We start from the raw sequence: 21,313 nt of genomic DNA, 5'->3' as shown, positions 1-21,313 counted from the left end.
TCAGTTGGTAGAGCGCAACCTTGCCAAGGTTGAGGTCGCCAGTTCGAACCTGGTCGTCCGCTCGCAGAAGGTGGGGGGTCTTCCCGAACCCTCACCCCTGGTGGAGTGGCCGAGAGGCGAGGCAACGGCCTGCAAAGCCGTCTACACGGGTTCAAATCCCGTCTCCACCTCCAAGGACGATTAGCTCAGCGGGAGAGCGCTTCCCTGACACGGAAGAGGTCACTGGTTCAATCCCAGTATCGTCCACCGGTCCGCAAGGATCTCCGCGCGATTAGCTCAGCGGGAGAGCGCTTCCCTGACACGGAAGAGGTCACTGGTTCAATCCCAGTATCGCGCACGCAGCACACGCAGGGTCGCCCTGCGCGATTAGCTCAGCGGGAGAGCGCTTCCCTGACACGGAAGAGGTCACTGGTTCAATCCCAGTATCGCGCACCATGAAGAACCCCCGGTCGTTCGGCGACCGGGGGTTCTCTCGTTGTACGGCCTGCGTCGCACGGCCTCGCCGCCCCCGGGCCGGGTGCCCTGCGGGGCGGCCGGGCCCGCGGGCGGGGGCTCAGGACGAGAAGAGCATCCGGCCGAAGCCCTTCTGGCGGCGGTGGCCGTAGTGCCCGCCCTGCCCACCGTGCTGCGGCGCCCCCCAGGCCGGGGCATGAGCGGCGGGAGCGGCCGGGTAGGCCTGCGGGGCAGGTGGCGCGGGCGGAGCCTGCTGGGACCACTGCGCCTCCAGGCGGGTCAGCGACTCCAGCTCGCCGTAGTCGAGGAATATCCCCCGGCAGCCGCTGCACTGCTCGATCTGGACACCGTTGCGGTTGTACGTGTGCATCGGCGCGTGACACTTGGGGCACTGCATCATCGGCTCGGCTCCTCGCCCTCGTTGTGCCGCCACCGGAAAGTCCGCCCGGCCACGGTCGGTTCAGCCTACGACGCGCCGCCCTGGGCCGACCGGGGCGGGAGCGTAGCGATTCGGGCACAGGATTCGATCATCAGCTGCTCCGGTTCGTCGGGACCCCGCCCCCTCGCGGCGCACTTGGCGAGGGCGAGGGCCGCCGTCTGCACGGTCAGCGCGCGGGCCGGTACGTCCAGTGCGGGCCAGGGGTCCCCGTCCGCGCGCACCGCGGGGCCGCCGGCGGACCGGTAGGCCTCCAGGAAGGCCAGCCAGTCCTCTGGCGGCAGCAGCCCGGCCGCGTACCAGGCGGCGGGCCGGGCGAGGTCCCATGCCGGGTCGCCGGCTCCCATGTCGTCCACGTCGATGAGCAGCCAGGGGCCGTCCGGTGCGGGATGGCGTACGAGCTGGCCCAGGTGGAGGTCGCCATGGCACAGGAAGCCGGCCCTCGCCGCAGGCGCCGGCGCCTCTCCACGGGCCCAGGCGGGCAGGGCCCGCCAGGCCGCCAGCACGGGGAGGGCCGCCGCGTCGCCGGGGAGGGCGGTGCGCATCCGGGCGACGGCCGCCGCCGCCTTGGCCGGACCGCGCATCGACGGGAACGGTCGGGGGAGCGGCGTCCGGTGGAGCCGCGCGAGCAGCACGGCGGCGTCCGCCCAGGGGGCCGCTTCGGGGGCGGTGGGGTCGACGGGCGCGCCGAGCGGCCAGAGCGTGACCGGGCGTTCCGTGTTCTCCGGGGCCTGCGGCACGGACAGCGGCGGGAGGAGGATGCCGGTCAGCTCCGGGGACGCGGCCAGGGCGATCCGGGCGGCCAGGGCCGTGCGGTCGCTGTCGGCGGCGTGGGCCTTGAGGACCGTCGTGCCGCTGCGGACGACGGTGCCGTCGGGCCGGTTTGCCAGAACGCGGGGCGGTTCACACGCGCAGCGGGCGTCGGCCGGGTGGGAGAGGCGGTGCGCGAGGGCCCCCAGGTCGTGGGCGGCTGAGGCATCGGTGGTGGTCAACGGCTCCCCCGGCGGCGGTCGGCCCGGTCGTGGCGGCGGGTCCGCGGCGAGCGTAACGCGACGGCCGGGCGAGGAAGCACCCGGTCCGACCGTGGGGTGCGGGGCTCCGGGTGGTCGCTCCTGCGGCGCGGGCGAGAGCGTGCAGCCCGCCCCGCCCCCGCCGGGGCGCAGGGTGGCGAAAAGCGCGATGCCCGGTCAGCTCCCCAGCTGACCGGACAAACGCTGCCGTCCGCCGCACCCCCGTCCCCACGGGGCTGTTGGCCGGATGTGCGGGTCCGAACCGCTCTCTCGGACCCCGGGCGCCGCTCAGCGCCCCAGCATCACCGCCACGGACGACGCATGGGTGACCACCGCCTCCCAGCCGCCGAAGACGACCGCGAGCAGGGCCGCCAGGGGAAGGACCATCGCCGTCGCCACCAAGGGGTGGCGGGCTCCGGACGGGCGTGCGCCGAACGAGGCGTACGCCTTGCGTCCTCGCAGACGGACCGTCGTCCGGGTTGCCGTGTCCGACATGGTTCCTCTCCTGACCTGATGGGGAGCGGCGGGCGTGTGACCTCGGGGGACGAGTACCGCGCCCGCCGCTTGACCTCAACATTAGGGACGCGGCGAGCACGGGGCGTCATGCCCGCGTACCGAATGCCGGGCCTCCCGGAGGATGAGCCGCCGGCGCCCCGCGTACTCCCCTGGGTGGAGACGGGGCGGCGGGCCCCGGGGTCATCCCTGAGGGGCGCCCCGCACGGGGCGCGTGCGGGGGACGGGCCACGAGGCCGACTCCGCCTGCCGCCGGGGTCGGCCGCCGGGTGACTTCACTCACGTCAACCGGAGGGGCGGCGCCGTCCCGGCGCCCGCTCAGGACACCACCGCCCGGTATGCCGGGGCGGGGGCCGCCGCCGGGACGGCCCCGGTGGCACGCCCACCGTCGACCCGGGCAATCGCCCTCTCCCGGCGGCCCTTTGGAGAAGGCGGTCGGCGAAGGGACGGACCGGCGCCGCGTCCTGACCGCCCTTCGGTCTCTCCCCCCGGGCGGGGGCAATCCCCTGCCCGGTGAGGGCGCGGCCTCTGAGCGCGCCGGGCGGGGGATACGTAAGCTGTTGCCCGTCAGGCGGACCAGGCAGCGGGGATGGGCAGACGATGGCGATGATGCGGCTCCGGCGCGAGGACCCGCGTCTCGTCGGCTCGTTCCGGCTGCACCGGCGGCTCGGCGCGGGCGGCATGGGCGTCGTCTATCTGGGCTCCGACCGGCGCGGCCAGCGGGTGGCGCTCAAGGTGATCCGGCCCGACCTCGCGGAGGACCAGGAGTTCCGTTCGCGTTTCGCGCGCGAGGTGTCGGCGGCGCGGAGAATCCGCGGCGGCTGTACGGCCCGGCTCGTCGCCGCCGATCTGGAGGCGGACCGCCCGTGGTTCGCGACGCAGTACGTCCCCGGCCCGTCCCTGCACGACAAGGTCGCGGAGGAGGGCCCCCTGGCCGCCGCGGAGGTGGCCTCGATCGGGGCGGCGCTCTCCGAGGGGCTGGTGGCGGTGCACGAGGCGGGCGTGGTGCACCGCGATCTGAAGCCGTCGAACATCCTCCTCTCCCCCAAGGGCCCCCGCATCATCGACTTCGGCATCGCCTGGGCGACCGGGGCCAGCACTCTCACCCATGTCGGTACGGCGGTGGGCTCGCCCGGCTTCCTGGCACCAGAACAGGTCCGGGGCGCGGCGGTGACGCCCGCGACGGACGTGTTCTCGCTCGGTGCGACGCTGGCGTACGCGGCGATGGCCGACTCCCCCTTCGGACACGGCAGTTCCGAGGTGATGCTGTACCGCGTCGTGCACGAGGAGCCGCAGCTGGGCGATGTGCACGACGCTCTGGCCCCTCTGGTGCGCGCCTGTCTGGCGAAGGCCCCGGAGGACCGGCCCAGCACGTTGCAGCTGTCCATGCGGCTCAAGGAGATCGCGGCGCGCGAGGCGCAGGGCCTGCACGAGAGCCGGCCGCCCGCCCAGCGCTCCGCCCGCGACACGGACCGGCCGACCGGCCGGATGGCCGATCCGTACGCCGAGCAGCACACCCGCCGCGCGGAGGGCCCGTCGGCCTCCCGCCCGCAGCGGGGCCGGCGTCCCGCCCCGCCGCGTTCCGGGGCTCCGCGCACGGGTGGGTCGCGGGCGCCGGGGCCGCGCAACACGACACGTTCGGGAAAGCGGCCCGCGCCCGCGTCCGGGACGAACGGCAGGCCGGGGACGCGCTCCGGAGCCCGGAAGACCTCGGCGGGGCGGCGGCCGGCCAACCCGCGGCTGCTGCGCCAGCGGCTGGTGGTGTTCGTGGTGGTGACATTGCTGGTGGCGCTGGGCATCGCGGCGGCGCAGGGCTGTCAGGGACCGGCACGGGGACTGGGGACGACCGGGCAGCCGGCCGGGGGCGCGCAGGAGCAGACGGGGGCCGCGCCGTCCGGAGCCCCTCTCAGCTCTCCGGACGGCCGGTAACCACCGCGTAGAGGGCGACGGCTCTGCCGCCGCGCCCACGTTCAGCGAGTCGACGCCGTGCGCCATCGGGGTGCGGACCCACGTGTCGGCGGCCTTCAGCGCCTTGGTGGACGGTGCGGGTCAGCGTCGGATCAGGGAGCGTGGCCCTGCGCCCCTACTCGACCTGACCAGGTTCACCTTCGAGTTCTGGGCACCGCTTGACCGCTCCTGCCGCCTGCCCAAATGAAGGGGCGCATGGACTCTCCCGGTGCGCCTTCCGTTGCACCTACGCTCCCCCTTGCTCGGCGCTCACGCCCCATGGAGCGCGCGCGGCAGCACCAACGACAGGGGACGTTGGACGAGTCAGTCGGCAACGGGAGGTCTGCCCGGAGCACGGTGCGCCCGGGTCGCGCCGTTCGCGCCGGAGGGAGACCAAGAGCTCCACCGCCGCTTCATCAGGGACGCGCGTGAACATGCCGGGGAAGGCAGAAAGACTGGCGGACCGTCACGCACGATCGAGGTCGGTCAGAGCCTCGTCGCGTAGAAGGCCACGGCGGAGGCCGCGGCGACGTTGAGAGAGTCCACTCCTGCTGCCATCGGAATGCCGACCCATTCATCGACCGCGCGCAGGGCGTCGATCGACAGCCCGTCGCCTTCGGTGCCGAGCAGGAGCGCCAGCTTCTCGTACCGACGTGCGGCTAGTTCGTCCACCGTGATCGACTTCTCGTCGAGGCACAGGGCAGCCGTCACGAAGCCGTGCCGGCGGAAGAGCTCGATGTCCTTCGGCCAGGAGGTCAGTCGGGTCCAGGGAACGTGGAAGACAGCGCCCATCGACACCTTCACCGCCCGCCGGTAGAGAGGGTCGGCGCAGCGTGGCGTGAGGAAGACGGCATCCACGCCCAGAGCGGCCGCATTGCGGAAGGCAGCCCCCAGATTCGCGTGGTCGACGATGTCCTCGAAGACGGCAACGCGTTGACCTGCGCTCTTTTGCAGGCCAGAAGGCGACATCGCACCGATGTCGGTGTGGTCGTCGACCGGCTCCATGACCGTCCCCCGGCCGGCGTCGGTGAGCAGTCGGCCGGCGGCGGGCAGCGGCCTGCGCTGCATGGAGGCGAGCGCTCCGCGGTGGACGTGGTAGCCGGTGACGCGTTCGGCGAGCTCGGGCGCGACGGCGTACACCGGGGCCGGGGTCTTCTCGATGACGTCGCTCATGACGTCCACCCACTTGGCGGAGAGCAGCATGGACCGCATCTCGTACCCGGCCTGGAGCGCGCGCCGGATCACCTTCTCGCCCTCGGCGATGAAGAGGCCCTCTGCGGGCTCGCGCCGCCGTCGCAGCTCGACGTCGGTCAGCCCGGTGTAGTCGCTCAGGCGCGGGTCGTCGGGGTCGTCGACGGTGATGAGATCTGCCACGGGGTCACTGCCTTGTCCGGTGTGTGGTGCCAACGCCTGGGGTGGGGGTGCGCGACCGCGGTTCACCCGGCCTGGTCGGCCGGCGGGGCGGAGTCGGGGCCGACCGCGACGACGTCCCCGACGACGATCACGGCGGGCGGGCGCACGTCCTCGGCGACCGCCCGCTCTCCGACGTCCGCGAGGGTCGCGTCGACCCTGCGCTGGGCGGCGGTGGTGCCCTCCTGGACGAGGGCGACCGGGGTGGCGGGGTCCTTGCCGTGGGCGATGAGGGCGTCGGCGATCGCCGCGATCTTGTCGACGGCCATCAGCAGCACGAGGGTGCCGCGGAGTCGGGCTATGGCCGCCCAGTCGACCAGCGAGCGCGGGTCGCCGGGGGCGACGTGGCCGCTGACCACGGTGAACTCGTGGGCCACACCGCGGTGGGTGACCGGGATGCCGGCCGCGCCGGGGACGGAGATGGTGCTGGAGATGCCGGGGACGACGGTGCAGGGGATGCCCTCGGCGGCCAGCGCCTGGGCCTCCTCCATCCCCCGTCCGAAGACGAACGGGTCGCCGCCCTTGAGCCGGACCACGGACTTGCCGGCCTTGGCGCGCTCGATCAGCGCCTGGTTGATGGCCTCCTGCGCCATGAACCGCCCGTACGGGATCTTGGCCGCGTCGATCACCTCGACGTGCGGCGGGAGTTCGTCGAGCAGGTCGCGGGGGCCGAGGCGGTCGGCGATGACCACGTCGGCCTCGGCGAGGAGGCGGCGGCCGCGGACCGTGATCAGGTCCGGGTCGCCGGGGCCGCCGCCGACCAGCGCGACGCCCGGGGTCCGGGTGCGGTGGTGCGGGGCGGCGAGGGTGCCGTCGCGCAGGCCCTCGACGATGGCGTCGCGGACGGCCGCGGAGTGCCGGGGGTCGCGGCCGTGGGAGGTGGTGGTGAGGACGGCGACCGTCACGTTCTCGCTGCGCCCGGTGGCCGGGGTCCAGGCGGTGGCGGCCTCGGCGTCGTCGGCCCGTACACACCAGGTGCGGGTGCGCTCGGCCTCGGCGGAGGCGGCGTCGTTGGCCGCGGTGTCGCTGGAGGCGACCAGCGCGTACCAGGTGTCGGCGAGGTCGCCGTCCTGGTAGCGGCGGCGCTCCCAGCGGATCTCCCCGGCGTCCGCCATCGCCTCGACGGAGGCCGTCGCGGAGGGCGACACCAGTGTGATGACCGCACCGGTGGCGATGAGCGACGGGAGGCGGCGCTGCGCGACCTGCCCGCCGCCGACGACGACGACGCGGCGGCCGTGCAGGCGCAGTCCGACGGGGTACGCGGGGTGATCGGCGTGCTCGGCCATGGCGGTGCGGGCTCCTCGTGCGGGGTGCTGCGTAGCGGGCCGCTGCGGCGGTGAAGCGGCTGTGACGTGCGAGAGGGGTGGGGCGGAGACCACGATACGGGGTGCCCTCGGGCGGGCGGCGGGGTGTGGGGCGGCCCGGGGCCGGGCGGGGGCGTGCCCCCCCCCGGCCGGATGCCCGGGTCCAGGCCCCCACCTGGCCGGGCGCGACCGTCCTGGGCGCCGGGCCGGAGCCTCGCACCAGCCCGGACGAGCGGGGCCGGGGCGATATCCTTCCGGGGGCAGGCGGCCGGGGCGGGGCCGCGGGAGCGCTGCTCCCGGGCCCGGCCCCTGAGGCGTCGGGGAGACTACTTCTCCGTCACGCCTGCCGAGTCGAACGTCGCCACCTCATGCATCGCGCGCGCCGCGCTCTGCACGATCGGGAGCGCCAGCAGCGCGCCGGTGCCCTCGCCCAGCCGGAGGTCGAGGTCGACCAGCGGACGCAGGCCCAGCTTGTTCAGCGCGGCGACGTGGCCGGGCTCGGCGCTGCGGTGGCCGGCGATGCACGCGGCCAGCGCCTCGGGGGCGATGGCACGGGCGACCAGGGCGGCCGCCCCGGCGCTCACACCGTCCAGGATCACCGGCGTCCGCAGGGAGGCCCCTCCCAGGAGGAACCCGGCCATCGCCGCGTGCTCCAGGCCGCCGACCGCCGCGAGGACGCCGACGGGGTCGGCAGGGTCCGGCTGGTGGAGGTCGAGCGCCCGGCGGACGACGTCGACCTTACGGGCGTGCATCTCGTCGTTGATGCCGGTCCCCCGACCGGTCACCTCGGAGGCGTCGGCCCCCGTGTACACGCAGATCAGCGCGGCGGACGCGGTGGTGTTCGCGATGCCCATCTCGCCGATGAGCAGGGCCTTGTTGCCCGCGGCCACCAGATCCCGGGCGGTCTCGATGCCCACCTCGATCGCGGCCAGGACCTCCTCGCGGCTCAGCGCCGGACCGGTCGTGAAGTCCGCCGTCCCGGCCCGCACCTTGCGGGGCAGCAGGCCGGGTGCGGGCGGGAGTTCGGCGGCGACGCCGACGTCGACCACGCACACCTCCGCTCCGACCTGGGTGGCGAACGCGTTGCAGACGGCTCCGCCGCCGAGGAAGTTCGCCACCATCTGGGCGGTGACCTCCTGCGGCCACGCGGTGACCCCCTGGGCGTGCACCCCGTGGTCCCCCGCGAAGATCGCGACGGCCGCGGGCTCCGGGATCGGCGGCGGGCACATCCGGGACAGTCCGGAGAGCTGCGCGGAGATGATCTCCAGCATGCCCAGCGCACCGGCGGGCTTCGTCATCCGCTTCTGGCGCTCCCACGCTTCGCCGAGCGCCTTGGCGTCCAGCGGACGGATGGCGGAAACGGTCTCCTGGAGCAGGTCGTGCGGCTCCGCGCCCGGCAGCGCGCGCCGGCCGTAAGTCTCCTCGTGGACGACCCAGGACAGCGGGCGGCGCTTGGACCAGCCGGCCTGCATCAGCTCTGGCTCCTCGGGGAACTCGTCGACGTAACCGACGCACAGGTACGCCACGACTTCGAGGTGCTCGGGCAGGCCGAGCGCGCGGACCATCTCCCGCTCGTCGAAGAAGCTGACCCAGCCGACGCCGAGCCCTTCGGCGCGGGCGGCGAGCCACAGGTTCTCGACGGCGAGGGCGGAGGAGTACGGCGCCATCTGCGGCTGGGTGTGCCGGCCGAGCGTGTGTCGGCCACCGCGAGTGGGGTCGGCGGTCACGACGATGTTGACCGGGGTGTCGAGGATCGCCTCGATCTTCATTTCCTTGAACTGCTTGGCCCGGCCCTTGGGCAGCGACTCGGCATAGGCCTCGCGCTGGCTCTGCGCCAGTTCGTGCATGGAGCGACGGGTCTCGGCGGAGCGGATGACGACGAAGTCCCACGGCTGCGAGTGGCCGACGCTCGGGGCGGTGTGCGCGGCCTCCAGCACACGGAGCAGGACCTCGTGCGGGATCGGGTCGCTGCGGAAGCCGTTGCGGATGTCCCGGCGCTCGCGCATGACGCGGAGTACGGCTTCGCGTTCGGCGTCGTCGTATCCGGGTGCGGGCGGGACGAGCGGCTCGGTCCGCTCGTCGGCCGGTCGCGGCGGCTCTGCCCGGACCGGCTGCTCGCCGTCCTGCTGCGCGGCCGGTTCCGCCTGCTCGGCCGCCACGGGCCTCACCACGTCGTCAGCCGTCTGCCGCTGCTCGGGCTCCGCCAGTTCAGGGGTCTCGATGATCTCGGGTCCGGCACCGTCCTCGGCGTCGGGTGCGGGGACGCCGACCGGGGCGGGGGCGGCTTCGTCCGGGGCGAAGCTCGCGGCGTCGGCTCCTGCTTCCCTTCCTGCTTCGGTTCCTGTTCCGGTTCCTGCGTCGGGGATCTGCTGAGGCGCCGGCTCCACCACGGCCTCCGGGGCCTCCACCGGTTCCACCACCACGGGCGGCACGGCCGCCGGCTCGGCCACGAGGGGTTCGGCCGTCGCCATCTGCTCCGGCTGACCACCGGACTCGACGGCCTGCGGACCTACGGGCCCGGGGGCCGCTGAGGCCTTTGGGTCCGAGGCCGCCTCCGCGACGACCGGGTCCTGGGCCAGGGCGGGCTCGACGTGCGGCGTCCGCTCGTCTACGGCAACGGTCCCGGACTCGTCGGCGGCTGCCGCTGCCGGCTCGGCCACCGGCACGGCGGAGGCGGGCTCCGCGGGGTGCGGCTCCGCGGAGGCCGCGTCCGGCGCGAGGGCCTCGTTCTGGGTGGCGTCCTGCGGCTCGGGGCCCGACGCCTCGGCCTGGGCGGCCTGGGCGACGAGGGCCTGGGCCGGGTCGGCTTCCGCGGGGGGGACCGGGGCCGCGGTCTCCGAGGAGCCCGCAGGCCGCACGGCATCCGGGGCGGCCTCGCCGGAAGCCTCCGGGGCCGCGGGCGAGGGCACCGTCGTGTCCGTCGGCTCGTCCGCCGCGGGAGCCTCCTGCTCCTCGTCCGGGGCCGTGGCGACGGGCGGCTCGGCCGGGGCTACGGGCTGCGCCGCCTCTGGCTGCCCGGCCGGGACCGGCCCGGACGGGGGCACTTCGGCGGCGGCCGGCGCGGGAGCGACCGTTTCTGCGGGAAGCGCCTGCGGAGGCTGTACGGCCTGCGCGGGCTGCTCAGCAAACTGCTGGGACTGCGCGGGCTGAACGGGCTGTTCGGAGGAGACGGACGGCCGGGGCTCGGGCTGTTCCGGGGTCTCCGGCTGCTCGTCGAAGGCGGCTGCGGTGACCGGCTGAGGCTCCGGCTGGGCCTCCGCCTCCGCTTCCGGCGGGGCTTTTGCCTCTACTTCCGGCTGGGCTACCGCTTCCGGCTGGACCGGAGCAGCCGGACCGACCGGCTGCTCTCCCCCGGGCACGGCCTGCGCGGGCACAAACTGCTCCGGCACGGCTTCCGCGGGGGCCGCCGACTCCGGCGCCCCCTCCACGGGAGCCGCCGACTGGGGGCGGGTGGGTTCCGCATGCGACGGCTCAGCGTCGGCGGCCGGCTCAGGGCCGGGGGCCGACTCAGGTCCGGGGGCCACCGGCTCAACGTCGGCGACCGGCTCAACAGCAGGGGAGGGTTCCGCTCCAGCGACCGGCTCGACGGCCACGGCGGGGTCTGCCGCGACGGCCGGTTCCGGCGGCTGCGCCGCGCCCCACGGGACGCCTCCCTGCGGCGGGATCTCGCCGAGCTGCGGGCCCGGCAGCCCCGACGCGTCCTGGACCGGGACATCGGCGCCCTCGGGTCCGGGCTGCGGGGGGCCCGCATGGCGTGCCGGCGCGGTGCGGGTGGCTCCGGCGGGCCCCCGGTCGGCCAGCGAGCGGACCACGCCGCCCTGCGTGCCGCCGTACGACGGGGTATCGGTCGGGGCCGGCCCCCGGTGCAACGGGCGGCGTGCGGAGGCGGCGTGCGTTCCGACCGGCGCCGGGCCCTGGTGACGCGGGGCGTAGGGACCGACGGCGTCACGGCCGCCGGACTCGTGCCCGCCGTGGGCCTCGGCGGGCACGGAGGCCGCCTGGCCCTGCGCGGGGGCCTGGGCCAAAGGCTGCTGCTGCGCCGCCGGGGCCGGCGCGGGGCCGGGAGCGGCCTGCGGTTCGCCCCAGGCTCCCTGGGAGGTCGGCATCAGCAGGAGGTCGTCGTCCTCGGGTGCGTGCGCGGAGGGTTCGAGGTAGGCGGGCGCGTCCGGGGCGGGGACGCCCGGCTGCTCTGCCATGCCTGCGTTCTCCGGCAGTCCCTCGCCCGGGACCTGGCCGGTGTCAGTCATGCGTACCCCTCGCCCATCGTCAGTGCTCCTTCGGCCCTTCGCCCGGGACGCCGAACCACGGCGCGCCGGTGCTCGTCCTCTAGAACGAGCGGGCTCGCCGCGCGGTACGAGACGCCCGCGGAGCTTTCCATTCTCGCGGCCGTTCGCCGCCGCGGCAGGCAGTTTCGCCACGGCTCACTGTGGACTGCGCCACGTTGCGCGTCCCCCGGGTTGCGCCGTACCACAAGGCGGACCAAAACCGTCCACTTTTCCGGACATTGACGAACGAAACGACGAACGACCGGGCGCGGTACAACAATCGGCCAGCCTACCTCCCGCGCCGGGCCGAACCGGTCAGGGGGCGAGGTCAGAGCGGCGTGCGGACAGCACGAAGACGACGGTCCGTTCGCGTTCGGTCCAGGCGGTGGTGTCCAGGTCGACGGACTGGAGCAGGGAGCACTCGACCGTGTATCCGCTGCCGGAGAGCGCCGCGCCGAGCGCCTCGGCCTCGTCGCGCGTCGAGGCGTGGGTGACGATGCGCTCCGGGCGACGGGCGGCGACGGCGGTGACGACGGGGGCGCCGCCGCCGCCGATCCGTACGACGTCCGGTTCCGGCAGCCGTTCCAGGACGTGCGGGGCGCTGCCCCGCACCACGTGGAGGGGTACGCCGAAGGCGCGGGCCGCGGCCTCTGTGCGGGCGCAGGCGGCCGGGTCGGCGTCGACGGCCAGGACGGCCGCGCCGAAACGGGCCGCCTCCACGGCCAGGGCGCCGCTGCCGGAGCCGATGTCCCAGACGAGGTCGCCGGTGCGGGGGCCGAGACGGGCGAGCTGGGCGGCGCGCAGGCCGGGGTACTCGCCCTCGCCGGACTCCCTCAGCCGGTTCGCCGGGCCCTGCCCGTAGGCGGCGGCGGGCAGGGCCCAGCCCCGGGGCTGGGCGGGACGGCGTCCGGTGATCCACGCGTCGGCCGCGGTGGTCTCGGGGCCGCCGCCGACGGCGATGACGACGTTGGGGTCACGCCAGGCGTGGTCGGCGGCCTTGTCGGAGGTGAGGACGGTGACGCGCTCGCGGTCGGTGCCCAGTTCCTCGCAGATGACGAAGGTGCGGTGGACGCCGTCGAGGAGGAGGGCCAGTTCCGCGGGGCCCGCGCCCGGAGAGGTGAGGACGGCGACCTTGTGGTGGGCCCGGCAGACGTTGACCGCCCGGCGCAGGGTCCGCGGGTGGGCGACGACGATCTGCGCGTCGTCCCAGGGCATACCGGCCCGTGCGAAGGCGGCGGCGACGGAGGAGACCGCGGGGACGACTTCGACTTCGAGGCCGTGTTCGCGGGCGCGCAGGGTGCGTACGACGCCGAAGAGGCCGGGGTCGCCGTCGGCGAGGACCACGGCGCTGCCGCGGTGCGAGGCGATCCTGCGGGCGGCCAGGTCGACGCTGCCGAGGCGGACGCGTTCGGCGTCGGGGGGCACTTCGGGGAGGGCGAGGTGGTGGGCGGCGCCGGCGACGAGCGTGGCGGCCGAGAGCGCGGCCGTGGCCGTTCTGGTCAGTGGCGAGCCGTCCCAGCCGATCACCGTGACCCGGTCGGCCATCGTCGTCTGTCTCCTGGGGGTTGAGTGGGGGCGCCCGTGATGGCAGGCAGGGTGAGAGTACCTGGTCCGTACCTCGGCCGGGCCGGGGGACGTTCGCGAGACGGGGCGGGCTACTTCCAGTCGTTGTACGTGCCGTAGCCGCCGGCGTCGGCGAGCTGTTCCGCGACCCCGTCGAGGTCCTCGGGGAGAAGGCCCCAGACGATCAGGTCGGTCCGGATGTCGGTCCAGCCGCCGTCGGTGCCGTTCTCGGTCCGGGTGCGGGCGATGCGGGCGTTGCGCAGGACGCCCTCGCTGATGCAGCCGAGCTTCTGGGCGACCTGCTGGGCGGCGGTGTTGTCGGCGGGGGTCCGCAACTCTATGCGCTCGAACCCCTGGTCGCGGAAGAGCCACTCGGCCACGGCCAGGACGCCTTCGGTGGCGTACCCCTCGCCGCGGGCCCAAGGAGCGGTGATGTAGCGGACCTCGCTGGCCAGGGTGCGCCAGTCGGTGTTGAGCAGGCGCACGCTGCCGACGAGCCGCTGGGTGAGGAACTCGGTGACCGCGAGGGCGATTCCGTGGCCCGAGGTGCGTTCCGCGGGAGCGATCCTGCGGACCCAGCGTTCGGCGTCGACCTGGGTGTAGGGGTGCGGTCCGTCCGTCCAGGCGGTGACCATCTCGTCGTTCATCATCTCGATGTACGCGGGGATGTCGGCCATTTCGAAGGGGCGCATCACCAACCTGTCCGTGCTGATGGAGATGGACGGAAAGGTGGTAGTCATGCGCAGCTCCATGCCGAAGACCGGTTAAAAGCACAGCATGCAGCATCGGGTGCGGGTCGCGCATGGGCGGGTCAGCACGGCGGAGCCCCGCACCCCCGCCGCCGGGGGGTGCGGGGCTCCGCCGTCGCATGGCGGGCGGACGTCAGGACGTGGCGGGGGCGCCGAAGGCCGGGACGATCGATCCCTGGTAGTGGTCCTCGATGAACTTTTTGACCTCGTCGGAGTTGAGGAGTTCGGCGAGCTTCTCGACGCGCGGGTCCTTCTCGTTGCCTTCCTTGACGGCGAGGAAGTTGGCGTACGGGTTGCCCTCTGCCTTCTCCAGGGCGAGGGCGTCCTGGGCCGGGGAGAGCTCGGCCTCGATGGCGTAGTTGCCGTTGATGACGGCCGCGTCCACGTCGTTCAGGGCGCGGGGCACGGTGGCGGCCTCCAGCTCCTTGAACTCCAGGCCCTTCTTGTCGGTGATGTCGCTGAGCTTGGCGCTGGTGCCGACGCCGTCCTTGAGGGTGATGAGGCCGTGCTCGGCGAGCAACTGGAGCGCGCGGCCTTCGTTGGTGGTGTCGTTGGGGACGGCGATGCTCTGGCCGGGCTTGATGTCCTTCAGGCTCTTGGCCGTCCTGGAGTAGAGCCCGAGCGGCTCCAGGTGCACGTCGACGACCGGGACGATGGTGGTCTTCTGCTTCGCGTTGAAGTCGTCCAGGTAGGGCTTGTGCTGGAAGAAGTTGGCGTCGACCTGGCCGTTCTGGGTGGCGGTGTTCGGCAGGACGTAGTCCGTGAACTCCTTGACCTCCAGCTTGAGGCCCGCCTTCTCCGCCAGGTTCTTCCCGACGAAGTCGAGGATGTCGGCGTGCGGCGTCGGGGACGCGGCCACGACCAGGGCCTGGGAGGTGTCGGCGTCCGCTCCGGCCTTGCTGGAGGACGCCGGGTCGGAGTCCGTGCCGCAGGCGGTGAGGCCGACGGCGAGGGCGGCGGTCGCGGCGGCGGCGGTGATCCTGGTGTTCTTACGCACGATGAGTGCCTCTTTCCGATGGTGATGTGTGGCGCCCGGACAAGGGGCCCGGGCTCTCGGCGCGGACGAAGAGTCCGCTGGGGAGGGGGAGTACGAGGCGTCAGGCGGCGGTACGGCCCCGGCGGGCCAGCAGCCTGACGGCGAGGTCGCCGATCAGCTGGATCACGGTGACGATGACGACCAGCAACGCGACGGTGATCAGCATGAACTGGTTGTCGAAGCGCTGGAATCCGTAGGTGACGGCCTTGGAGCCGAGTCCTTCGCCGCCGACCGCACCGGCCATCGCGGAGTAGCCGATGAGCACGATGAGGGTGGTGGTGACGCCGGACACCAGCGAGGGCAGGGCCTGGGGCAGGAGCACCTTGCGGACGATCGTGGGGACGGAGCCGCCCATCGACTGGACCGCTTCGACCAGCCCGTGGTCAACCTCCCTGATCGCCGTCTCGACGAGCCGGGCGAAGAACGGGATCGCGCCGACGGCGAGCGGCACGATCATCGCGGTGGGGCCGATGAAGGTGCCGACGACCCAGGTGGTGAACGGGATCAGGGCGATCAGCAGGATGATGAACGGCAGCGAGCGGCCGATGTTCACGATCGCGCCGACCACCTTGTTCACCACGGTGTTCCGGAGCAGTCCGCCCTTGTCGGTGAGGACCAGCAGGACGCCGAGAGGCAGGCCGGCGAGGACGGTGACGAGCGCCGACCAGAGCACCATGTAGAGGGTGTCGACGGTGCCCTGGGTCAGCAGCGGCTGCATTTCGGACCAGGTCACTTGACGACCTCCTTGGTGAGCGGAGCGGCAGACGTCTTCGCAAAGGCCTCGGGCTGGACGACCTCGGCCTGGAGTCCCTGCTCTCGCAGGAAGCCGATCGGCACGACGTTCTCCTCGAAGCGGCCGGGCAGCTCGATGCGCATCCGGCCGATCTGGTTGCCGGCGACGGTGTCCATCGCCGCGCCGAGGATCGATATGTCGATGTTGTAGGTGCGGGAGAGCTGGGAGATGACCGGCTGGGAGGCCGATTCCCCGTGGAAGGTGACGTCGACGACCGTGCTGTCCGGGCCGCGGGCCGCGCCGCCGACCGGGAACAGCTCCTGGGCGAGTTCGGAGCCGGGGGTGGCGAGGAGTTCGCCGACGGTCCCGGACTCGACGATCCGGCCGCGCCGCATGAGCGCGGCGGAGTCGCAGACGGTCTTGACGACGTCCATCTCGTGGGTGATGAGCAGGACGGTCAGGCCGAGCTGCTGGTTGAGGTCGCGCAGCAGCTGGAGGATGGAGCGGGTGGTCTCGGGGTCGAGTGCCGAGGTCGCCTCGTCGGAGAGCAGCACCTTGGGGTCGCCGGCCAGGGCGCGGGCGATGCCCACGCGCTGCTTCTGGCCCCCGGAGAGCTGGCCGGGGTAGGCCTTCGCCTTGTCGGCGAGGCCCACCAGGTCGAGCAGTTCGCGGGCCTTGCGGGTGCGCTCCGGGCCCGGGGCCCCGAGGATCTCCAGGGGCAGTTCCACGTTGTCCAGCACCGTGCGGGAGTCCAGCAGGTTGAAGTGCTGGAAGACCATGCCGATGCGGGTCCGCGCCCGTCGCAGCCCGGTGCTCGCCCGCCGGCCGCGACCGGCGAGGGCGGTGAGGTCCTGGCCCGCCACCTCCACGGTGCCGGAGGTGGGACGCTCCAGGAGGTTGACGCAGCGGATCAGGGAGGACTTCCCGGCGCCGCTCTGTCCGATGACGCCGTACACCTCGCCTTCGCGGACGTGCAGGTCGACGCCGTCGAGCGCGGTGACCTCACGGTCGCGCGCCTGGTAGACCTTCGTGAGGCCCGTCGTGGTGATCACAGGGTTTCCGTCGCTGTCGAGTGCGCGGCGCGGTGTCCGCCGGGCACGGGGCGTACGTCTGAAGAGACGGGCCGGGCCGGTCGGCCGGGGGTCTCGGCATGGCTGGGCCCGGCGGTCGGCCGGGGTGCGGCGCATGCGTGGGCAGGCTCGTTCCACTGGGTGCAAACGGCGCAGGCTCGGTCTCGCTTCGGGGCGCGAGGCTCAGGCGGGGGCCCTCAGAAGGCGCGCATTCGACACATACAACGAGCACCGGGCGTGCTGATCGCCTCGGTCGCAAGGGTGCGGCTGCTCGTCGTGGTCATGGGGCAAGTAAAACAGACGTGACGCCTCCACGATCCCGCTTGTCCGCATAGCGGACAGTGCTGGATGGCTCGCCCCGCCGCCTTCCACTCCCCCGCGACCTCCCCTGCGCACGCCCGTGACCTGCACCGACAGGGGTTCCCGCCGGATGAACGGGAGACGGCCGGGGCGCCGGGGAAGCGGAATGGCATCCGCCGGTTGTGGGCAAGGCCACCATCGCCGCGGCCGGAGCGGCCACCGGTCCCCCGACGCCGGGCGGCGGGCGTACGCGGCAGCGCACCGGGCGGGGCGGGAGCCGGGCCGGGCCGGGGCCGCACGCGGGCGGGCGTTCCGTCCGTAATACCCTCACTACATGCTCGACGCCCTGACGGTCGCGGTCGCCGTGACCGCGCTCGCCCTCGCCGCCTGGTGCGGACACGCCGCCTACCGGGACCAGCCGACGAAGGACTGGCACTTCATCGGGATGGCCGTCGTGTCCGTCCTGGCGCTGGCCCAGTTGGCGGTGGGCGTCGTGCAGCTGGCACGCGGGGAGCGGCCGGAGCAGGGAATGGCGGTGTTCATCGCCTATCTGATCGGTTCGTTCGCGGCCGTGCCGGCGGCGGGATTCCTGTCCCTGGCCGAGCGGACCCGCTGGGGTTCGGTGACCGTGGCGGCGGGGGCGGTCGTGCTGGCGGTGCTGGAAGTCCGGCTTTACGACATCTGGGGAAACTGACGTGAGCGACACCGAACGCCCCGGGACGGACTCCGCGGCGAAGCCGTCCTTCGAGCTGGGCGCCGGCCCCGGCCGGGTCCTCGTCTGGTTCTACGGGGTGTTCACGGTCGCGGCGGCCTCGCGCTCGATCGTGCAGATGATCATCGACTTCGACCGGGCTCCGCTGGCGTACGTCCTGTCGGCCATCGCGGCCGTGGTGTACGGCTTCATCACGTACTCGCTGGTGCGCGGGGGCGAGAAGGCCCGCCGCGCGGCGCTGGTGTGCTGCGCCGCCGAGCTGCTCGGGGTGCTGGTCGTCGGCGCGTGGACGCTGGCAGAGCCGGCCGCCTTCCCGGACGCGACGGTGTGGTCGGACTTCGGGATGGGCTACCTGTTCATCCCGGTGATCCTTCCGGTCACCGGGATGATCTGGCTGCGCCGCGCGAAATCGGTGTGACGCGCGGGCCGGTCAGGCGCTGGCCACGTAGGCCTTCTCCGCGGCGTCCTTCTCCAGCAGGATGAGCCGGACGCCGTCCGCCCCGGTGACGTCTCCGACCTGGGCGTACCCCGCCCGCCGGTAGAGCCGCAGGTTGTTCTCGCTGCGGTGGCCGGTGTGCAGCCGGTAGCGGGTCGCCGCCCGCTGGGCGGAGAGCGCCGACTCGGCGGCGAGCAGGAGACGCGCCCCGAGGCCGTGCCCCTGGAGGCGGGGGTGCACGCAGAGCTTGCCGATCCGACCCGTGCCGTCCGGGTCGGTGAACCCGCGTACCGAGCCGACGACTTCGTCGCCGAGCCGGGCCACGAACACCAGGTCGTCGGCGACTTCGGCACGCAGCGAGTCGAGGCTCTGGACGAGCGGGTCGATCCGGTAGTTGTCGTACAGCTCCGCCTCGCGCTGGAAGCAGAGGTACTGGAGTCTGAAGATCTGCTCGACGTCCTGTGCCGTCGCCGCCGAAATGGTCACGCTCATGCCCATGTGTGCACGCCTCCCGCTCACCTGTTCCGCCGGTTGCCTACCGCTCCCTTCCCCTCAGTTCGGGAGCGACAACCTCCGCCGCGAGCATTCTGCGCAGACATCCAAGGCAACGGGAACGGATCGGCCCCAAACTCCCCTGTGACATACCCAACTCCCCTGCGATTTCCCGGTAGGTGGGATCGCCGGGAGCGAGCATCGCCTCCAGCAGCCGGGGGCAGCGGCCGGGCAGCCGGGCCACCGCCGCGCGCAGCGCCCGGCGTTCGGCCGCCCCGAGCGCGGCGCGTTCCGGGCAGCCGGCCGGGCCCGCCGCGGGTTCGGCCGCGGCGTAGGGGCGTTCTCGGTGGGCCCTGCGTCGACCGCGGCGGGCCTCGGCGCGGACGGTGTCGCGCACCCAGCGGGCGGCGTCGGGAGGCGGTCCGGCGCCGGGGCGCTCCAGCAGCCGCACCCAGACGGCCTGTTCCAGGTCGGCGGGGTCGAGTCCGGCCGCGGGGGCCTCGGCCCCCGCCTCCGCCCTGATCAGGGGGTGCAGTGCGCGTACGAGGAGGTCGGCGGCCGGGGCCGGCCGCGGGTCGTGATCGATGAGCGTCATGCCCCGGCGGACGTGCCGCGGCGGCGGCTGGTTGCCACGGACACGGCCGCGCCACCCGACCGGGGCATGGCGGGGCCGGCGGCTGACGCCTCGGGGCGGCCCGGCCGCCGGAGCGGAACCGGACCGCCGCCCCGCGCCGACCGCCGTGGTGGTCTCCTAGGCGAGGTCAGCGTCCCGCCACGTCGGCCGCCGCGAGCAGGGCGGTGTCCGGGTGGTCGCAGAAGAGGCCGTCGATGCCGGTGGCGAAGTACGCGGCGCAGGCCCCGAAGACATCGCCGTAGGCGTTGGGGTCGCTGCCGCGCCGGAAGTCCGCCGGCAGGAAGGCGTTCTCGTTGCGCATCGTGTACGGGTGCAGGAGCAGGCCCCGGGCGTGCGCGTCCCGGACCAGGGTGGTCGGGGCGGTGAGCCGGCCCGAGGCGTCCCTGGGGATGACCAGGTCGAGGGTGGGGCCGATGCCCTGGGTGAACGAGGCGATCCACTTCAGCCCGGCGGGCGTCACCAGGTCGGCGACGGTCCGCGGGTCGCCCGACTCGACGAAGTCCCAGGGGCGCGTGCTCGGGCCCGACAGCAGGACGACGCGCGGGGTGTCGACCAGGCGCGCCAGCCGCCGGATGGACCCGGGCTCGAAGGACTGGAGGATCAGCGGGGAGTGCGCGCGGTGCCGGCCGTGCCGGCGCAGCAGACGGGCGAGCGGCTCCTCCAGGCCGAGGCCGAGCGAGCGGAAGTACGTGGGGTGCTTGGTCTCCACGTACAGCCAGACGGGCCGGCCCCGCTCGCGGCCCTCCTTGTCGGCCCAGCGCAGGACCTCGTCGAAGGTGGGGACGGTCCACCGGCCGTCGTAGAGGGTGTTGTGGGGGCGGTTGCCGGGGATGCGCTCCGTGGCGCGCAGGGTCTTGAGCTCGGCGAGGGTGAAGTCCTCGGTGAACCAGCCGGTCTGCGAACGGCCGTCGATCGTCCTGGTGGTCCTGCGGCCGGCGAACTCGGGGTGGTCGGCGACGTCCGTGGTGGCGCTGATGTCGTTCTCGTGCCGGCAGACGAGGTGACCGTCCTTGGTCGGAACGAGGTCCTGCTCGACGATGTGCGCCCCCATGTCCAGGGCCAGCTGGTAGGAGCCGAGGGTGTGCTCGGGGCGGTAGCCGCTGGCCCCGCGGTGGCCGATGACCGTCGGCACGGGCAGATCGCGCAGTGGTCCACGGCCGCCCTGTCCGCGGCCCCGCTCGGCTGCGTGTGCCGCGCCGGGCACGCTCAAGGCGGCCGTGCCGAGAACCGCGGCGCCCAGAAGGGCCCGCCTGCCGGGGGACGTCCGTGCACGCTCCGTCATGATGTGCTCCTCGCTTCGTGGTGTCCAGGGCCGGCCGGGCGGGCCTGATCGTAGGCCGACAGGCGTACGCGGGGGCGGATCGAGGGCCAACGTGGCGGAAACACGCGTCAACACCGCGTAACCACTTCGTGAACCCGATGTGCGATCAGCCCATACCCGCGAGTATCGTCCTCACCTGCACCGACCATCACCCGTCGGCACCGGCCACCGCCCGTTCCCCTTTCCACCGCGGCCGGCCCGGCCACGACACCGGAGGAACCGTTGTCCCGTCTCACGGTCATCAAGGCAGTGCTCGGACCGCTTCTGCGCCTGCTGTTCCGCCCCCAGGTGGAGGGCGCACAGAACATCCCAGGGACCGGGCCGGTGATCCTCGCGGGCAACCACCTCACGTTCATCGACTCGATGATCATGCCGATCTGCTGCGACCGGCCGGTGTTCTACATCGGCAAGGACGAGTACGTCACGGGCAAGGGGCTCAAGGGCCGGCTGATGGCCTGGTTCTTCACCGGCTGCGGCATGATCCCGGTGGACCGGGACGGCGGCCGGGGCGGCGTCGCGGCGCTGATGACCGGGCGCCGGGTGCTGGAGGAGGGGCAGGTCTTCGCGATCTACCCGGAGGGCACCCGCTCCCCCGACGGCCGGCTCTACCGGGGCCGTACGGGCATCGCGCGGCTCACGCTGATGACGGGCGCGCCGGTGGTCCCGTTCGCGATGATCGGGACCGACAAGCTTCAGCCGGGCGGCGCGGGGCTGCCCCGCCCGGGCAAGGTCACGGTGCGCTTCGGCGAGCCGATGGAGTTCTCGCGCTACGAGGGCATGGACCGCGACCGCTACGTCCTGCGGGCGGTGACCGACTCGGTGATGACCGAGGTGATGCGGCTGTCCGGCCAGGAGTACGTGGACATGTACGCGACCAAGGCCAAGGCGGCCTGACCCTCGGCTCCCGCGGAAGGGCCCGCGTCCCCGGT

At 73.6% G+C, this 21,313-nt stretch carries 18 protein-coding genes, 4 tRNA genes and 1 pseudogene; 8 read left to right on the top strand and 15 right to left on the bottom strand.

The annotated features are described in order from the left end of the window. The first annotated feature begins 99 nt into the window (after positions 1-99). The 4 genes from V9U70_RS14050 to V9U70_RS14035 all read left to right on the top strand — a co-directional run bounded on the left by V9U70_RS14050 (position 100) and on the right by V9U70_RS14035 (position 435). Positions 100-173, top strand: a tRNA-Cys gene (locus tag V9U70_RS14050). A 1-nt stretch (position 174) separates the two neighbouring features. Further along, positions 175-246, top strand: a tRNA-Val gene (locus V9U70_RS14045). 19 nt (positions 247-265) lie between these two features. After that, a tRNA-Val gene (locus tag V9U70_RS14040) sits at positions 266-337 on the top strand. Between the two features lie 23 nt (positions 338-360). Then, a tRNA-Val gene (locus tag V9U70_RS14035) sits at positions 361-435 on the top strand. Positions 436-553: 118 nt separating this feature from the next. Here the strand turns inward: V9U70_RS14035 and V9U70_RS14030 are convergent. From V9U70_RS14030 to V9U70_RS14020, 3 genes are all read right to left on the bottom strand, one after another. Further along, positions 554-853 (bottom strand): TFIIB-type zinc ribbon-containing protein, encoded by a 300-nt coding sequence (locus tag V9U70_RS14030; protein WP_336675246.1) that lies wholly within the window; start codon positions 851-853, stop codon positions 554-556. A gap of 65 nt (positions 854-918) precedes the next feature. Beyond that, positions 919-1,881 (bottom strand): phosphotransferase family protein, encoded by a 963-nt coding sequence (locus V9U70_RS14025; RefSeq protein WP_336675244.1) that lies wholly within the window; start codon positions 1,879-1,881, stop codon positions 919-921. 306 nt (positions 1,882-2,187) lie between these two features. Beyond that, positions 2,188-2,394, bottom strand: coding sequence for a hypothetical protein (locus V9U70_RS14020; RefSeq protein ID WP_336675242.1), 207 nt, complete (start codon positions 2,392-2,394; stop codon positions 2,188-2,190). A gap of 618 nt (positions 2,395-3,012) precedes the next feature. On the opposite strand from V9U70_RS14020, the gene V9U70_RS14015 reads away from it, so the two are divergent. Next, entirely contained in the window at positions 3,013-4,341 is a 1,329-nt protein-coding gene (locus V9U70_RS14015; protein ID WP_336675240.1) for a serine/threonine-protein kinase, read from the top strand. On the opposite strand, the pseudogene V9U70_RS14010 reads toward V9U70_RS14015, so the two are convergent. From V9U70_RS14010 to V9U70_RS13970, 9 genes and pseudogenes are all read right to left on the bottom strand, one after another. Next, a pseudogene (locus V9U70_RS14010) lies at positions 4,319-4,452 on the bottom strand (TrmH family RNA methyltransferase); the annotation flags it as partial. The gene V9U70_RS14015 and the pseudogene V9U70_RS14010 overlap by 23 nt on opposite strands. A gap of 393 nt (positions 4,453-4,845) precedes the next feature. After that, positions 4,846-5,733, bottom strand: a complete 888-nt coding sequence (locus V9U70_RS14005; protein WP_336675239.1) for a TrmH family RNA methyltransferase — start codon at positions 5,731-5,733, stop codon at positions 4,846-4,848. Positions 5,734-5,795: 62 nt separating this feature from the next. Beyond that, on the bottom strand, positions 5,796-7,055 hold the full coding sequence (cobA, locus tag V9U70_RS14000) for a uroporphyrinogen-III C-methyltransferase (protein ID WP_336675237.1): 1,260 nt from the start codon (positions 7,053-7,055) through the stop codon (positions 5,796-5,798). A 344-nt stretch (positions 7,056-7,399) separates the two neighbouring features. After that, positions 7,400-11,320, bottom strand: a complete 3,921-nt coding sequence (cobT, locus tag V9U70_RS13995; RefSeq protein WP_336675235.1) for a nicotinate-nucleotide--dimethylbenzimidazole phosphoribosyltransferase — start codon at positions 11,318-11,320, stop codon at positions 7,400-7,402. Between the two features lie 333 nt (positions 11,321-11,653). After that, positions 11,654-12,883, bottom strand: a complete 1,230-nt coding sequence (gene cbiE / locus V9U70_RS13990; RefSeq protein ID WP_336675233.1) for a precorrin-6y C5,15-methyltransferase (decarboxylating) subunit CbiE — start codon at positions 12,881-12,883, stop codon at positions 11,654-11,656. 110 nt (positions 12,884-12,993) lie between these two features. After that, positions 12,994-13,641 carry a GNAT family N-acetyltransferase gene (locus V9U70_RS13985; RefSeq protein ID WP_419723981.1) on the bottom strand — a complete coding sequence of 216 codons (648 nt, stop codon included), beginning with the start codon at positions 13,639-13,641 and terminating at the stop codon, positions 12,994-12,996. 142 nt (positions 13,642-13,783) lie between these two features. Then, positions 13,784-14,647 (bottom strand): MetQ/NlpA family ABC transporter substrate-binding protein, encoded by an 864-nt coding sequence (locus V9U70_RS13980; RefSeq protein WP_336675229.1) that lies wholly within the window; start codon positions 14,645-14,647, stop codon positions 13,784-13,786. A 100-nt stretch (positions 14,648-14,747) separates the two neighbouring features. Continuing rightward, a complete protein-coding gene (locus V9U70_RS13975) occupies positions 14,748-15,419 on the bottom strand; it encodes a methionine ABC transporter permease (RefSeq protein WP_336675227.1) in 672 nt (223 codons plus the stop codon). Further along, positions 15,416-16,471 carry a methionine ABC transporter ATP-binding protein gene (locus tag V9U70_RS13970; protein ID WP_336675225.1) on the bottom strand — a complete coding sequence of 352 codons (1,056 nt, stop codon included), beginning with the start codon at positions 16,469-16,471 and terminating at the stop codon, positions 15,416-15,418. The genes V9U70_RS13975 and V9U70_RS13970 overlap by 4 nt, the downstream gene beginning before the upstream one ends. A gap of 652 nt (positions 16,472-17,123) precedes the next feature. Here V9U70_RS13970 and V9U70_RS13965 point away from each other — a divergent pair. Next, entirely contained in the window at positions 17,124-17,483 is a 360-nt protein-coding gene (locus V9U70_RS13965) for a hypothetical protein (RefSeq protein WP_336675224.1), read from the top strand. Between the two features lies 1 nt (position 17,484). Further along, entirely contained in the window at positions 17,485-17,919 is a 435-nt protein-coding gene (locus V9U70_RS13960; RefSeq protein WP_336675222.1) for a hypothetical protein, read from the top strand. A gap of 12 nt (positions 17,920-17,931) precedes the next feature. Here the strand turns inward: V9U70_RS13960 and V9U70_RS13955 are convergent, their stop codons facing one another. The 3 genes from V9U70_RS13955 to V9U70_RS13945 form a co-directional block, all read right to left on the bottom strand. Continuing rightward, positions 17,932-18,435: a GNAT family N-acetyltransferase gene (locus tag V9U70_RS13955; RefSeq protein WP_336675220.1), complete on the bottom strand. Its 504-nt coding sequence runs from the start codon at positions 18,433-18,435 to the stop codon at positions 17,932-17,934. A 37-nt stretch (positions 18,436-18,472) separates the two neighbouring features. Continuing rightward, positions 18,473-19,024, bottom strand: coding sequence for a sigma-70 family RNA polymerase sigma factor (locus tag V9U70_RS13950; RefSeq protein ID WP_336675218.1), 552 nt, complete (start codon positions 19,022-19,024; stop codon positions 18,473-18,475). 166 nt (positions 19,025-19,190) lie between these two features. Then, a complete protein-coding gene (locus tag V9U70_RS13945) occupies positions 19,191-20,345 on the bottom strand; it encodes a glycerophosphodiester phosphodiesterase (protein WP_336675217.1) in 1,155 nt (384 codons plus the stop codon). A gap of 261 nt (positions 20,346-20,606) precedes the next feature. Here V9U70_RS13945 and V9U70_RS13940 point away from each other — a divergent pair, with 261 nt between their 5' ends. Then, positions 20,607-21,278 carry a lysophospholipid acyltransferase family protein gene (locus V9U70_RS13940; protein ID WP_336675216.1) on the top strand — a complete coding sequence of 224 codons (672 nt, stop codon included), beginning with the start codon at positions 20,607-20,609 and terminating at the stop codon, positions 21,276-21,278. Positions 21,279-21,313 lie beyond the last annotated feature (35 nt).

The organism is Streptomyces pratensis (assembly GCF_037137275.1).
GTDB classification, from domain to species: domain Bacteria; phylum Actinomycetota; class Actinomycetes; order Streptomycetales; family Streptomycetaceae; genus Streptomyces; species Streptomyces pratensis_B.
Note: the sequence above shows the minus strand (reverse complement) of the source record. Positions and strands in the feature narration are given on the sequence as shown.

Coding starts and splice junctions, on each gene's coding strand:
- V9U70_RS14030 (WP_336675246.1), bottom strand. CDS start 853: ATGATGCAGTGCCCCAAGTGTCACGCGCCGATGCACACGTACAACCGC.
- V9U70_RS14020 (WP_336675242.1), bottom strand. CDS start 2,394: ATGTCGGACACGGCAACCCGGACGACGGTCCGTCTGCGAGGACGCAAG.
- V9U70_RS14015 (WP_336675240.1), top strand. CDS start 3,013: ATGGCGATGATGCGGCTCCGGCGCGAGGACCCGCGTCTCGTCGGCTCG.
- cobA (WP_336675237.1), bottom strand. CDS start 7,055: ATGGCCGAGCACGCCGATCACCCCGCGTACCCCGTCGGACTGCGCCTG.
- cobT (WP_336675235.1), bottom strand. CDS start 11,320: ATGACTGACACCGGCCAGGTCCCGGGCGAGGGACTGCCGGAGAACGCA.
- cbiE (WP_336675233.1), bottom strand. CDS start 12,883: ATGGCCGACCGGGTCACGGTGATCGGCTGGGACGGCTCGCCACTGACC.
- V9U70_RS13985 (WP_419723981.1), bottom strand. CDS start 13,641: ATGACTACCACCTTTCCGTCCATCTCCATCAGCACGGACAGGTTGGTG.
- V9U70_RS13965 (WP_336675224.1), top strand. CDS start 17,124: ATGCTCGACGCCCTGACGGTCGCGGTCGCCGTGACCGCGCTCGCCCTC.
- V9U70_RS13955 (WP_336675220.1), bottom strand. CDS start 18,435: ATGGGCATGAGCGTGACCATTTCGGCGGCGACGGCACAGGACGTCGAG.
- V9U70_RS13950 (WP_336675218.1), bottom strand. CDS start 19,024: ATGACGCTCATCGATCACGACCCGCGGCCGGCCCCGGCCGCCGACCTC.
- V9U70_RS13945 (WP_336675217.1), bottom strand. CDS start 20,345: ATGACGGAGCGTGCACGGACGTCCCCCGGCAGGCGGGCCCTTCTGGGC.